The 15,061-nt window shown below is 49.3% G+C and carries 9 protein-coding genes; 6 read left to right on the forward strand and 3 right to left on the reverse strand.

All coding sequences use genetic code 11. The features are described from left to right. Nucleotides 1-90: 90 nt before the first annotated feature. Nucleotides 91-573 (reverse strand): ferritin, encoded by a 483-nt coding sequence (locus HPS55_RS04895; protein WP_172176982.1) that lies wholly within the window; start codon nt 571-573, stop codon nt 91-93. Between the two features lie 308 nt (nt 574-881). On the opposite strand from HPS55_RS04895, the gene kdsA reads away from it, so the two are divergent. The 5 genes from kdsA to HPS55_RS04920 all read left to right on the forward strand — a co-directional run bounded on the left by kdsA (nt 882) and on the right by HPS55_RS04920 (nt 9,032). Beyond that, complete coding sequence (gene kdsA, locus HPS55_RS04900) at nt 882-1,658, forward strand: 3-deoxy-8-phosphooctulonate synthase (protein WP_256372665.1); 777 nt, start codon at nt 882-884, stop codon at nt 1,656-1,658. A gap of 188 nt (nt 1,659-1,846) precedes the next feature. After that, a complete protein-coding gene (locus tag HPS55_RS04905; protein ID WP_172176984.1) occupies nt 1,847-2,794 on the forward strand; it encodes a KpsF/GutQ family sugar-phosphate isomerase in 948 nt (315 codons plus the stop codon). A 47-nt stretch (nt 2,795-2,841) separates the two neighbouring features. Further along, complete coding sequence (locus HPS55_RS04910) at nt 2,842-6,591, forward strand: two-component regulator propeller domain-containing protein (RefSeq protein ID WP_172176986.1); 3,750 nt, start codon at nt 2,842-2,844, stop codon at nt 6,589-6,591. A 2-nt stretch (nt 6,592-6,593) separates the two neighbouring features. Further along, nucleotides 6,594-7,856: a cardiolipin synthase gene (cls, locus tag HPS55_RS04915; RefSeq protein ID WP_172176988.1), complete on the forward strand. Its 1,263-nt coding sequence runs from the start codon at nt 6,594-6,596 to the stop codon at nt 7,854-7,856. Nucleotides 7,857-7,883: 27 nt separating this feature from the next. After that, nucleotides 7,884-9,032: an acyltransferase family protein gene (locus HPS55_RS04920; protein WP_172176990.1), complete on the forward strand. Its 1,149-nt coding sequence runs from the start codon at nt 7,884-7,886 to the stop codon at nt 9,030-9,032. Here HPS55_RS04920 and HPS55_RS04925 read toward each other — a convergent pair. Both HPS55_RS04925 and HPS55_RS04930 read right to left on the reverse strand, forming a co-directional pair. Further along, nucleotides 8,990-11,248, reverse strand: coding sequence for a tetratricopeptide repeat protein (locus HPS55_RS04925; RefSeq protein ID WP_172176992.1), 2,259 nt, complete (start codon nt 11,246-11,248; stop codon nt 8,990-8,992). The genes HPS55_RS04920 and HPS55_RS04925 overlap by 43 nt on opposite strands. Further along, nucleotides 11,235-12,197: an ABC transporter substrate-binding protein gene (locus HPS55_RS04930; RefSeq protein ID WP_172176994.1), complete on the reverse strand. Its 963-nt coding sequence runs from the start codon at nt 12,195-12,197 to the stop codon at nt 11,235-11,237. The genes HPS55_RS04925 and HPS55_RS04930 overlap by 14 nt, the downstream gene beginning before the upstream one ends. 267 nt (nt 12,198-12,464) lie before the next feature. Here HPS55_RS04930 and HPS55_RS04935 point away from each other — a divergent pair, with 267 nt between their 5' ends. Beyond that, nucleotides 12,465-14,984, forward strand: coding sequence for a glycoside hydrolase family 2 TIM barrel-domain containing protein (locus HPS55_RS04935; protein ID WP_253945839.1), 2,520 nt, complete (start codon nt 12,465-12,467; stop codon nt 14,982-14,984). Nucleotides 14,985-15,061 lie beyond the last annotated feature (77 nt).

The following is a 15,061-nucleotide window of genomic DNA, read 5'->3' on the forward strand; positions in this document are numbered from 1 at the left end:
TAATCCAAACCGAACGAAAATAGGGACAAAGAACCAATCTACGTTCTATGTCCCCATGAATAATTTTAGAATATGCTGCCTTCACCCGGCTTATACCCTGCTGCCATACTGCTGGTCGAGATTGAAAATGGCAGTATTGCCCATCTTCTTGATGCGGTCAACGATGCCGGAAGCGGTAGCCTCTTCTTCGACCTGCTCGCGAACGAATCCCCACAGGAAATCCTGAGTAGCCTTGTCGTTCTCGGCAGAAGCGATGTCCACCAGTTCGTCTATCCAACGCGACACCTTGCACTCATGATCGTATACCTGCTCAAACACTTCGAGCGGTGTACCCCACTGGGTTGGAACAGCGTCAATCTGTCCCAAAACGGCCGTTCCGCCACGTTTGATGACATAATCAGCCATCTGATAAGCATGGTCCATCTCCTCCTGCGACTGCTTCTTCATCCATGTGGCAAAGCCAGTGAAACCTTCCTTATCAAAATAGAAAGCCATTGACAGGTACAGATTGGCCGACCAAATTTCTCTTGCAATCTGCGCGTTGATCGCGTCCTGTAATTTCTGTGTAATCATAATTTCAATAGTTTTAAAATGAATAACTTTGGTAAGAACGAAGCAAAAGTTATACCAAATATACCTTTTGACAATATGTCAGTAAAAAATAAATGTATTTTAAGATTTGTCACACGAGCCTTGTAACCAATGTTATACGACTTATGTAACATATTAAACGGCCTGTATAACAAATCCGGTTATAATCGTCTTTTCTGATTTCACAATAAACAATAACAGACATAACCCTAAATTACTGGCAAACCTCATTTTTATCAGCAATTATAGGCCTTTTACACCAAAATTCTATAACTTTGCAAAATAATACATTGTATATACGACAAGAAATGAAAACAACCATCATAGCCGGCCCATGCGTCATCGAGTCGGCCGAACTTTTGGACACCGTAGCCCGCAAATTGGTGGAAATAAACCACAGTCAGGGCACTGACATAATATTCAAAGCCTCGTTTGACAAGGCAAACCGCACATCTATAACATCGTTCCGCGGACCCGGACTGGAAAAAGGCATGCAGATGCTGGCCGATATAAAGAGCCGCTACAGACTGCGCATACTGACAGACATACACGAAAGCTGGCAGGCCGCTCCTGTGGCCGACGTGGCCGACGTGCTGCAAATACCGGCTTTTCTCTGCCGGCAGACCGACCTCCTCGTGGCCGCAGCACGCACGGGCCGTACTGTGAACATCAAGAAAGCCCAGTTCCTGAGCGGACAGGACATGCGCTATCCTGTAGAAAAAGCGCGTGATGCCGGTGCACAGGACATATGGCTGACGGAACGTGGCAACATCTACGGATACAACAATCTGGTGGTAGACTTCCGTAACATCGATGACATGCTGCAAATAGTACCGACAGTAATAATGGACTGCACCCATAGCGTGCAGCGCCCCGGAGGAGCCGATGGAAAAACCGGCGGCGACCGCCGCTTCGTACCGCAGATGGCTATGGCCGCCAAGGCTTTCGGCGCCACCGGATGGTTCTTCGAGGTACATCCTGATCCTGACAACGGACTGAGCGACGCCGCAAACATGCTGGAACTGTCCAAATTGGAGGATGTGGTAAAAGAACTGAAAACTTTTTAGGTGTTTTATTTTTAGGAATTAAATGAGTTATCGCCACCGACAGTCATTAATGGATTAAGGCCGATACCTAAGGATTCTTTTCTGATTCAGAACAATAAAGACTATCTCCTTTCACAAATATACATTTCCATTAATTAGGATACGGAGCGGCTTTTAAGGTGACGAGACTTACAATAAAAGATTTTATAATGACAACAAGAGAATACGCAATAAGATGTATCAGAGACGAGGCTGAGGCACTGCTCGACCTCATACCCTTGATGGACGAGAACCTTGACAGCGCCGTTGAACTGATATACAACTGCCACGGCAAAGTGATAATAACAGGTGTTGGCAAGAGCGGACACATAGGTGCGAAAATCGCCGCTACACTGTCGAGCACCGGCACCCCGTCGTTTTTCATAAATCCCCTCGACGTGTTCCACGGTGATTTGGGCGTGATGACACGCGACGACGTGGTCTTGGCCATATCCAACTCCGGACTGACGGACGAACTGCTACGTTTTATCCCCATGGTTCTGCACATGCAGATACCCATCATAGGCATGAGCGGCAACCCACAGTCGTTACTTGCCAAATACTCCACATACCACCTCAATGTCAGCGTGAAGAAAGAAGCGTGTCCACTAAACCTCGCTCCCACAAGCAGCACCACGGCCATGCTGGCCATGGGCGACGCATTGGCCGTGGCACTGATGGAACGCCGCAAATTCCGCCCGCAGGATTTTGCACAGTTCCATCCCGGCGGTGAACTGGGCAAACGGCTGTTGACCACGGCACAGGACGTGATGCGCACTACCGACCTGCCCGTAATATCACCGGATATGCATCTCGGAGAAGCCGTAATTCTTGTAAGCAAGGGCAAACTGGGTCTGGGCGTCGCCGTAACCGACGGATATATCGCCGGACTGATTACCGACGGGGACATACGCCGCGCAATGGAGAAATGGCAGGCAGAATTTTTCGACCACACCGTAACCGACATCATGACAGTAAACCCAAAGACGGTATCGCCACAGACCAAGATTTCAGAGATACAGGCCATCATGAACCGTTATAAGATACATACCGTACTTGTGGTGGACGACAAGCGGCATCTGCTCGGAGTTGTAGACCACTATGCATGCATGATATAACCAAACCATGAGCGAATCTTGAATACAGACTATATCAATCAAAAACAATGGGACTATTAAAAAAAGCACTACTGATAATAATGCTGATGCTGCCGCTGACAGCAGCAGGCATATATCTGTTCAAGACGCTCGACGCCCGTAACGGGTTAAACAGCAGCCAGATTAACTGTATACTCAAAGACTCACGCGGATTCATCTGGTTGGGTACGCCGGCCGGGCTGTACCGTTACGACGGATATACATTCAAATATTTCCAATGTAATTCACAGGAAGGTTCCTCACTGCCTGACAGCTATATTGCAAGCATACAGGAATCACTCGAAGGAAATCTTTGGATAAAGACAACATCAGGGCTCTGCATCTACCATCCGCAAACGGAAAGTTTTGAACGTGACATGCGGCAAGTGTTCAGTAAGATGGGCATCAACGGTACGCCCGACATTGTATACATAGACCACAACAAAAACCTATGGGCCTCAATACCCAAGAAAGGCGTTCTGGCCTACAACATGCAACAACAACTGCTCTATGAATTCGGCTACACGAACGATGCACAAGGTATACCCGAAGGCAATATATGCTCTATAAGCGAATGCCGCGATGGAGCAATAATGGTATACGACGACGGACGACTCGTATGCTGTGACATACAGCACAGACAGCAAACCGTGTGGCAGACCGATGCTGTAGCCGCAATCAAACTAAGAAAATCAACATCGCTCAAGGCTTTTGCCGACCAAAAAGACAACATATGGCTGTACGGTCAAGGAACATTGATGGTATACAACAAAAATGCCAACACATGGGACATGGCATTCGGCGACAAGCTGGGACTTACAGGTACATCCGTGGACCGCAGCGTAAACGGCATGGGCGGAGACCGCAACGGCAATATATGGATAGGAACTGACAGGGACGGCCTCATACGCATGAACGTCAATACGTATGAAATGGAACACGTACAGCCACGCAACATCAACGATAAGGCTCTGGGAAACGGTGAAACGGTAGCAATACAGAGTATATATGTGGACGACACCGATCTTTTGTGGGTTGGTACAGAAAAATCAGGTGTGGCTTTCAGCGGAAACAATATATACAAATTCCGATCAGAACTGTGTGGAGATATCACTGCCATAACCCAAGATGCGAACGGGAAAATATGGTATGGCACAAGCGACCGCGGCGTAATAGGCTATAATGGGCCACTGGCCAGTCTGAAAGTATCTGCCATGGCCGTGACCCCCGACGGAAGTCTGTGGGTAGGCTCAAGACGCAACGGACTGACACGTATCATGAGCGACCGCACCATAATATATTCTGCAGCACGTGACAGCATGCACACACTGATAAACGATTGCGTGAACGATATCTGCACCGACAAGACCGGCAACCTGTGGATAGCCACCAACGGTGGCCTGCAGGTATTCAACCCGCGGATGAATACATTCTCCACATACACAAAAGAGAACGGACGTCTGAGCACCAACAACATCACATCACTTTACTACGGCAGAGGCAATAATCTTTTTGTGGGAACCGGAGAAGGACTGATGATTATCAATCTTTCAACGACCGGAAAAACCATTCTTACCGGAAACTCGACAAACATGAAGACATTCACGAACAACTATATTACACAGGTACTCGAGGACTCAAGAGGACTACTGTGGATAGGTACGCGTGAAGGCGTGAATGTGCTCAACAGGGACAACGACAATCTGAGCTACATCACAGAGAAAGAAGGACTGTGCAACAACAGTGTACGTGGATTGACGGAAGACCAGAACCACAATGTATGGATAACGACAGGCAATGGAGTCAGCCGCGTGGTGGTACAAAGAAATCATGACAGCGGAACCTTTACGTACGGACTTTACAACTACAGTACGGACGACGGTCTGCAAAGCAATGAGTTCAACCAAGGCTCTATTATTACCAAAAATGACGGAAATGTAATCATGGGCGGACTATATGGCGTGAACTGGATAAGCCGTCAGAACAAAGACGACAAGGAATCACTGCCAAAGGTAATGCTCACGCAACTGTTTATCGGTGACAAAGAAATAATTACAGGACACGAATATGACGGTCACGTCCCCCTACCGCAAGCCCTCAACGAAAGCAACAGAATAAAGCTGAACAGCAACCAAAACACATTCACCATAAAGTTTGCCGCAGGCAACTACAATCAAAGCGAACGACTGCTGTTCATGTATCAACTGGAAGGCAGAGACGACTATTGGCAAAACGGCGACGCACTAACACACGGCGTGACATTCAACAATCTTAGCAGCGGCACTTATACCTTGCACGTAAAAGCCATAAGCGCCAGAGGAGCCGTGAGTAATCAGGAACGGACGCTCGAGATTGTAATCATGAGACCATGGTGGATGTCATGGTGGATGATTTTCATATATGCCGCCGCATTGGCCTTAATTGCGTATTTCTGGATGGCAGGTGTCAAAAACATCACTTATTTATGGACAAAAAAGAAAGCTATAATAAGAGAACTGACCATGCAACGCAACGAGATAAAAGCCGCAAGCGACGATCTGCGCCAACCAATGTCGCGCATGACATCCATCATCAGCAACATGGCCGAAAAAGAAAATACAGTCGACGGAAAAGAACAGATAAACTCGCTGCATTTCCAAATGCTGCAAATCATAACGAGAATATCGGAAATGCAGATGGCACTTGAAAACCCTGAAGAAAAAGCCACGGCAGACGCAACTGGGAAAATGTTGCTCAACGATAAAGGTGAAGTGAATCTTCAACAGGCAGAAAGCGATGTACTCACAGCCGGAATAAGACCAAGCCGCACCGACATCGCCACCAAACGGTACATAATGGTAGTTATTGATGACAACAAGGAATTCATTAAGTTTATAATGAGCCACCTGAACCATATCTACAATCTGCACACATACTGTGACACAAAAGCTGCCATAAGCGATCTGGAAATACTCAAGGCTGACATAATCGTATGCAAGCATAACATGACGGACATTACAGGAAGTGAACTGTGCAACCGCATAAAGACCAACCCAACGACAGAGAATGTCAAGTTTGTCATCATGACAGACGGAGTTCTCACTACTAACGACATGAAGGATATGAATGTCACTCTGTCGGCCGACGACTACCTGGCAAAACCGTTCAACATACAAGAAGCCGTAATGCGTTTCAACCGCCTGCTCGGCCTGGCTCCCGAAGAGGGACTTGACAATGTCATCGAGGGCAAGGAAACACGAATGCTGGAAGGATACAACTCAAGCATGACCACCGCCACTACAAACGACGATGCAACAACCGACTACGACATGGCATACATCGCAGATGAAGAAGAACGGACTTACGGAGACCGGACTCCTCAAGAACAACCGCATGGCAAGCAACAGGATACGAACATGTCATACTACAACGGCAACACCATCGGCGATTACTCAATGACCAGTATTATGGACAGACAACTGATGAGAAACGTGGAACAATATGTATTGCAGAACATGAGCCGCGGACAAATAAACGTAGAAGAGATGGCTGCGGCAATGGGAATGGGACGCGTACCGTTTTTCCATAAGATAAAAAGCATAACCCAAAAGACTCCGGCCGAGTTAGTAAGAGAGCTGAGACTGAAACATGCCTGCACACTACTGATACATACCAACATCAACATCAGTGAATTGGCCATATCCCTCGGCTTCACAACGGCAGAGAACTTCACTATAATATTCAAGGACAAACACGGCATATCGCCATTGGAATACAGACTAAAACGCAGAAAAGGATAATAATGAGACAGCATTTGTTCATCGCCGCCTGTCTGTTGATATTCGCGACGGAAATGAGGGGCGAGACCAGCGACTCGACCATCGTCAGGATACTTGAAAAAGAAGGTGTGAACTTTTCACACAATAACAAAGTGACGTTGCTCACAACTGGTAAGGAAAAGTTTGACGACATGTTCAAGGCCATCCGGCAAGCCCGTAGCAGTATACATCTGGAATACTTCAACTTCCGCAACGACTCAATAGCGTCCGAACTGTTCAATCTGCTACGCGAAAAAGTAAAGGAAGGTGTAGAGGTAAGGGCACTGTTCGACGGATTCGGCAACGACTCCAACAACCGGCCGCTGCTCAAGGAACACGTAGAGAAATTAAGAAAGGACGGAGTAAGAATATACGAATTTGACCCTATACGTTTCCCATGGATCAACCACATCTTCACACGTGATCACCGAAAGATTGTGGTTATAGACGGCAGCATTGCATATACCGGCGGCATGAACGTGGCCGACTACTATATCAACGGCACCGAACAAGTAGGCGAATGGCACGACATGCACTGCCGCATAGAGGGTGGAGCCGTCAATGAATTACAGATGATATTCTCCAGAATATGGGAGAAAGTGACCGGTGAGGACATCTGGCGACCCGAATATTTCCGGGCCTACACTCCGGAAACTTTTGTCGGACTGAAACCTGACACCACCGTCACCGCCGGACACAAGAAAGTGGGCATAATCAACCGCGAGCCACGTAAGACGAACAGAATAATCAGGACATTCTATCTCGGTGCACTTGACAGCGCGCAAGACTCCATCAAACTGATAAATCCGTATCTTACACTCAACCGCAAGTTGAAAAAGGCCATAAAGAACGCTGTCAAACGCGGTGTGAAAGTGGAGATTATGGTGGCCGCCAAGAGTGACATACCGCTTACACCGGATTGTGTGTTCTACAATGTCCACAAACTGATGAAAAAGGGTGTCGACGTATGGTTGTACCAACCGGGATTCCACCACACCAAGGTAATCATGGTAGACGGACGCTTCTGCACTGTGGGCAGTGCCAATCTTGACGCCCGCAGTTTGAGGATGGACTACGAGGAGAACGCCGTGATAATAGACAAACACACGACAAAGGAACTCGACAATCTCTTCGAGCGCGACAAACAAGAGAGCGTATACCTCACGGAAGAGGTGTGGGATGAATTCCGCACACCGTGGCAAAAGTTCAGAGGATGGTTCGCCCATCTTCTCGCCCCGTGGCTGTAGGACAAAAAAGCTATCACAATAACGGCAATGCTCCGCAATACAACCATATCAATATGCAAAGCCATCGGTATAATACTGATGGTCATCGGTCATACAGAGGGAACAGGCTGGCTTGGCTCGTTTCTCTACGAGTTTCACATGCCACTGTTCTTCATCACTGCCGGCTATTTCTTTTCTCTGAAGTATCTTGACGACGAGGCAACGTTCGTCAAGAAACGTTTCAAGTCGCTTTATCTGCCCTTTCTTAAATGGTCAATTCTTTTCCTTGCACTGCATAATTGGATGTTTCGCCTGGGTATCCTCAACGAACAATATGGCAACGGTGCGGGAGGAGTCACCCATCCATACTCGTGGCATCAGATGCAACAGAACCTGTGGACCATGGTAAGCGCCATGGGCGGCTACGACCAATTTCTCTGCGGAGCTTTCTGGTTTTTCCGCGGACTGCTCGTTGCAAGCATATTCTATCTGGTACTGTTCAAAATCTTCGACAATATATTCCGGAAATGCGGCTGTTACAACTTTAATGACAACCCAGACCACTTCAATGATGTCTATAGGAAGAGCATCATTCCCATAGCCGTATGCCTGACGGCGCTGCTGCTCGCCATGTGGAAGACATGCGAAGGACTGAAAGTAATCAACCTCATACAAGGCGGATACCGTGAAATAATGGGAACATTCTTTTTCGGATGCGGTTTTCTGTTCCGGCAATATGCCTACAAATACCGCGTGAACTGGTTGGCGACGGCAATATTTGCCGGTACGGTGTTTGCTTTTTCAAGACTGGCGTCGACAAGTATGGCATGGAACGCCAAGTTCAACGATTTCCTTGCCCTGCCGATACCTGCGCTCTGCGGCTTTCTCATGACTTACAACATCAGCACCATGATAGACAGACATGACAACCTGCTGAGGAGATTTCTCGTGTTTTGCGGTGACAATACGATGTGCATCTTTGTGTTCCATATCATCTCATTCAAACTCGTAAGCCTCGTCAAGATATGGTATTACGGCCTCGATTTCCTACAGATAGGCTGCCACATGGTAATACACGAGCACGCCAACGAAGACTTTTTCTGGGTGTTTTACACCATTGCCGGCGTCTGCGTACCACTTGCATGGACCTTTGCCTACCGCAAGACAGTTGCACATATAAGGTCGACCATCAGCTGAATATCGGTCTGTGTCACCCCATGTCCTTTCAGAAACTCCTGTTCCGGTACGATAATATCTTTCTCGGCATATTCACGATAACTGCCAAGACCTGATTGCGGATAGCATTTCTTCAGATAACGCACAAACAACTCTGCGGCAGTCTGATTGTTGCCTGCAAACCATTCGCAATAGCCGTTGTTGATGATATCCTCATTCTCAACGTTTCCACTTTCGTAAAGCCTCTCATATATTTTGCGTGCCTGCCCATACTTGCCGCTGCCGGTAAGGGCACGGGCCTTCACACGGTTTACATTGCTGTTGTCGGGATACTCGTAACTGAGCCTGTACAGCATCTTCAATGCCTCGTCATAACGTTCCATGTTGGTCAGACAGACACTGTAATTCAACATGAAGGACATATTGTCAGGCTGTATACGCAGCAATGCCGCATAGTCATCGCATGCCTCGGAATAACGTCCCTCACTGAACAATGAGCGTGCATGTCCGAGAATGGCTCGCGGCTCGTCGGGATGCAACTCCACGGCATGGCGAAAACATTCCTCTGCCGTAAGTCCCGACATTCTCGAACGAACGACAGCTCTGTCACGACTCGACAACACGGCACCGGCAAGCATATAATACTGGTAGTCGTGTGCTTCTTCACTATAATTATCAAGCAAACCGGCCGCCTCCGCATACATCTTTCTCTTGACCATAAACGAACCTATCTCGCCGAAACGACTTTCAAGCCGTGTGCCACGGAACATCGGATTGGCAAAGAACAAATATCCCGCCGGCCGGTCTCCGCCGCCATTACGGTCGAAAGGATTGCAGAACCGGTCGCGCATCGGGAACAACCTGAAAAAACGATAAAGATTCTGCAGATATATACGTCTGATATATGCCGGTGTCTGCTGCGCCTCGGCCGATATCTCGTTCATTACCATCATTCCGCTTCCATTGGCAATCATCTCACGTATATTCTGCGGTATGCGGTCGACCACCTGCCTGAACGCAATGGCAAAAGAGTATTTGTCGCTGTCGCAAAACAATCCTCCTTTAATTATATTTTGCAGGAATTGCCCGGTCCCCTTATCATTGTACATACTGCTTATGGCCGGATGATCAAAATAAAAAGGAACAAACCAATTGCTTATGCTGTCAAAAAACGGAAAACGTTTCATTTGCGAGAATCCTCCGAAGTAAATGTCCGATCCGGCCTTCTGCATGTCCATCATCTTCCGGAAACTCTCTTCCATCTTCTCCATATTGCGCTCCGACGCCTCCGGATCCAGAATATCCTGCATCGGGTCATCAGCCTTTTCCTCTATACCGCCGGGAGTGATATTCATATTGTTGTGCTTGAGCAGCTCGGGCATTATCTCCTTCTGAATCCTGCTGTTGTCGCTCTCCGCCATTATACAGTACATCAACTGTATCTGCAATTCAGTAAGTTCGGCACACACCTGTGCGTCGGCAAGCAGTCCGTCCACGAGCTGTCTCTGCTCCGCAAAAAGCACATCACGCCCCTGCCCTATCGACATAGTCCATCCCACAAGTGCACGCTGCCTCACATTCTCATCGCCACTGCGCCGGTATACATTCACAAGAATACGGAACTTGTTGATATCAAACATGTTCATCGTGCCCAGCATCAGCGCTGATACAATAAGCGACTGGTCGTTGGCATCGACCGTGGGCGACAGCAATATCTGCTGAAAAGCATCCGCCATGCCGTCCGACCACTGTGGCGAAGTCCATATATAGTCGAAAAGGTCGTTCATCATCTGCTGATGATCAGAATAAAGTCCGGTTTTACGGGCCGCCCTTACGTGCTCAGGCTCCAGTCCGAGCATAGCGACATCGGTGACAAAAGTCTCCAACATTCCGCGCAGCACGCCTTCCGACCAGTCGCGGCCGGCCACGTCGATACGCCGGCAGATTCCCGACATATACGATGAATGTGCAATGGCATAACGCAGATACACATCTGCCGTAAGCCGGTACACACGCCGCAACAATTCGTCGTAAATACTGTCAAGTTGCGGATCGCGGTAACCCATGCTCCAATAACCCGACATACGCTCATAGTCGCTACGTATATCATCAAGCGGCCCCGTCAGATTCAGTTCCGGATATTTGCATCCGAACGTACCGAGCAGTTCCATTGCCTCGCTGAGGCGCCGGCTGTCAAGCAGCCTCAATATATCGTCAAGTTCTTTATTTGCTTCCATCACCACTTTGTATTGTTGCGTCGCTTTCCATCCTTTCCCTCAGCCATGCCTCGGCATAGTCTATATCAGCCTTGCGCGGAGACGCCGCATGCACAAACTTCATGTCCTCAGGCAGTCTGCCGACAACCTCCCGGCTCACCTTGCAATGCCTTGCTATCGCCTCGCCATATCCCCTCACACCATACTTATTGATAGAGTCGCACGCCATGTCATATGCCTTTATCAACACATCCACCTGCCTACTCCTGGCCGTATCCTTCTTCAGGTCAGCCCTTACGGCCACAGCCCCGAGACGCAATCCCAATTTGCGCGAATCCATCAGCACGGGATGCTTCCGGATACGTGCAGCCGTAGCCTGTGGCTCTGTGAGCAACATGGCGTCCATCTCGTTGTTCTCAAGCATTTTAAGTCGCAAATTGACATCGTTTATCTGTATTCTGAACACCATCTCTGGCTTCAGTTTCACACTGTCCACGGCATAATCGCCAAGCAAATCGGTTGCCGAATAGCGTGTCATGGCCAGCATCTTGTCATTGAGTTGCTTCAGATTCCTGATACGTGCATTGCGGTTGGTAATCAACTGCCAACAGGCATCGGTGGCCGCAACATATTCCAATGGCATGCCGCGCTCCATAATATACTGTCCGCGGACAAGGTCAGTTACCGTACATTCCACCCTGCCTGCCAGCATTGCCTCATCGCAATCCATCCGTGCTGCATAATATTTCAGTCTGACATCGGCTCCAAGCGTCCCGAACAGTCCGTAGTCCGCAGCCACATACAGGGGCAGACAATCGAGTGTAGGGGTCACGGCAATCTTCAGTGCTGCCGAATCTTCGCGTGCCTGCCGTGCACGTTGCTGCCTCGTCTGGAGTTTCTTTTCCTCATACGACTGCCCGCAGGCTACAAGCATTGCCACTGAAAGAAGTATAAAGACGATATGTTTCATCACGCCGGTATCATTTAAATAAAAAGGGCGCCCACCGTATTTATAATATACACGAGCCGCCCTTCCGAAGTTTATTAATGTGCGATATTAGCCTTTATCACGCTGCAAAATTAATAAATTAATCCGTAAACACTCCATTATTTTCCATAAATATTGCTATCCGATGCTTTATGTTACGTACAATTATACTATATTCCGTACAATTTTCATATAATGATAATGACATTTATACCTAATTTTGCAAAAAACAAAACCAAAACAACGTATATGACAACTAATATCAGAAACTGCATCATGCCATACATAGCATCCTTTGCCATGACTATGTATGCAGGCATCCACATGCCGGCACAGGCACAATATCAGAACATTAAAGAAACCGTCACCACAGCCAACAGGCCACTGGCCGACTTTGCCGGGCACCAACGTACACTGTTCAACTTCGGATGGAAATTCTGCCAGGCGACAAAGGACAACAAAAACACAGACTTCGCGTCGCCCACACTCGACGACAGCGCCTGGCGCACGCTCGATCTGCCCCACGATTTCCAGTTTGAGCAACCTTGGAGCAAGATCGGCGGAGGCGCGCGCGGGTTCAAACCCATGTGCGAAGGATGGTATCGCAAGACATTCCGGGCCGACAGCCTGTGGCGCGGGATGCAGGTTTCACTCGACTTCGGCGGAATAATCTATCTCGGCGACGTATACATCAACGGTCATAAGGTGGCCTCAACCGACTATGGCTACGTGGGAATGGAAGCCGACATAACCCGCCACCTGCGATACGACACGGAAAATGTCGTAGCCGTATATGCATCTACAGGCCCGAAGAAAGGTTCGCGATGGTACACCGGAGGCGGACTCTTCCGCGATGTCCACCTCAAACTGACCAACCCGACGCACATCGCCCGCCACGGCGTGTTCATCACCACCCCCGAGGTGAGCAGCGACAAGGCTACAGTCAGAGTACAGGTGGAGGTTGAAGGATGGCAGAAGAACAACGTGACCATACATACCCGCCTCCGCGATGCCGGCGGCCGTGTCGTCGGTTCGGCTTTAAGCGGCATGCCGGATAACACAAACCAGTCTGTAACGGAAGTGGTCTTGCCGGAAGTTGAAGTCGTCCGCCCCTCATTGTGGTCACCTGACACACCTTATTTATATACAGCCGAGGTGGTGATATATGCCGGAAAGACACCCGTAGACAGTATCTGCGAGACTTTCGGCATACGCAAGCTCGAGTTTTCTCCTGAATTCGGCTTCCGTCTCAACGGCCGGAAACTGTTCCTTCAAGGCAATTCCGGGCATCATGACCTCGGCGCCCTCGGTGCCGCAGCCCACGACAAGGCCATCGAACGAATGATGCTACGCCTCAAGGAATTCGGATACAACACGATACGGTGTTCACACAACCCCTATAGCGACAGTTTCGCACGCATTGCCGACCGTGTGGGAATGATAATCGTAGACGAAATCTTCGACAAGTGGAGCGACAACGACTATTGGGGCGGGCGCCAGCCCATGACCAATCTGTGGTACCGGCTTATACCCGAATGGATAAAGCGCGACCGCAACCGTCCGAGCATCATCATGTGGAGTCTGGGCAACGAGCTCCAGATACGCGAAGCCTGGGCCGGTTTTTCCGGCATGAACGACTGGGGCGTGACCACATACAGGATATTCGACACACTGGTAAAACGCTTCGACAGTACCCGACCCACCACCGTGGCAATGTTTCCGGCACGCGCCGGAGCCATCACGCGCAAGCAGGGTGAGTTCAACACTTATCTCGTTCCGCCCGAACTGGGATGCGCCACCGAAGTGGCCTCGTTCAACTATCAGTCGGACAAATATGCCGACTATAAGAAACATGCTCCACATCTGATAATTTTCCAAAGCGAGGCCGAGACGTCAAAAATGCTCGAACCTTACTACAACATGGACCGCGAGCACAGCGTAGGCATGGCTTACTGGGGTTCGATAGAATATTGGGGCGAGTCGAACTCATGGCCGAAGAAAGGCTGGAACTACTCTTTCTTCGACCACACCATGCGCCCCTACCCTCAAGCCTATCTGATCCGTTCGGCATTCAAGGCCGACGAACCGGTGGTGCGCATCGGCGTAATCGACCGCAAGGGCGGTGAAAGCGTCAGCTGGAACGACGTCATAGTGGGCCGTCCTACCATTCTCGACCACTGGAACTTCGCCGACGGAACCACACAGGACGTCATCACTTACACCAATGCCCACTCCGTGGAGCTGCTCGTCAACGGCAAGAGCATAGGTACAAAGCCCAACAACACCTCCGATGCCGACAAGTCGAAGCGCAACACCATCCTATGGACCGGTGTGCCATACGGCCATGGCGGAAGCGTAGAGGCCATCGCCCGCGATGCCGACGGACGCGAGACGGCACGCCACCGCATCGAAACGGCCGGACAGGCCGCCGCAATCGTGATCCACCCCCAAGGCACCGCATGGACAGCCGACGGCATGGACCTGATGTATCTGGACATAACGGCAGTGGACAGCCGCGGACGTACGGTGCCGACATTCAACGAAGAGATGACCGTCGACATCAGCGGAGCGGCCTCACTCGTTGCCATGGACAACGGCGACCACTACACTGACAGCCTCTTCAACGGTGTCACGACAAAGCCGATGAAAGGCGGACGGATGCTTCTGATAATGCGGAGCAAACGCGAAGCGGGAACGGTTGACGTGAAAGTGAAAGCCGGAAAGATGTCGAAACGCAAGACACTGAAGACGCTCAAAAAGGTTCTTTAAAGGATAACACTCGAAAAAGTGAAGACGCTGAAACGATAGTCTCTTGTTCAAGACACCGGATTTTCTGAATAAGAAAT

This window comes from Xylanibacter rodentium, assembly GCF_013166575.1.
In the GTDB taxonomy this organism is placed as follows: domain Bacteria; phylum Bacteroidota; class Bacteroidia; order Bacteroidales; family Bacteroidaceae; genus Prevotella; species Prevotella rodentium.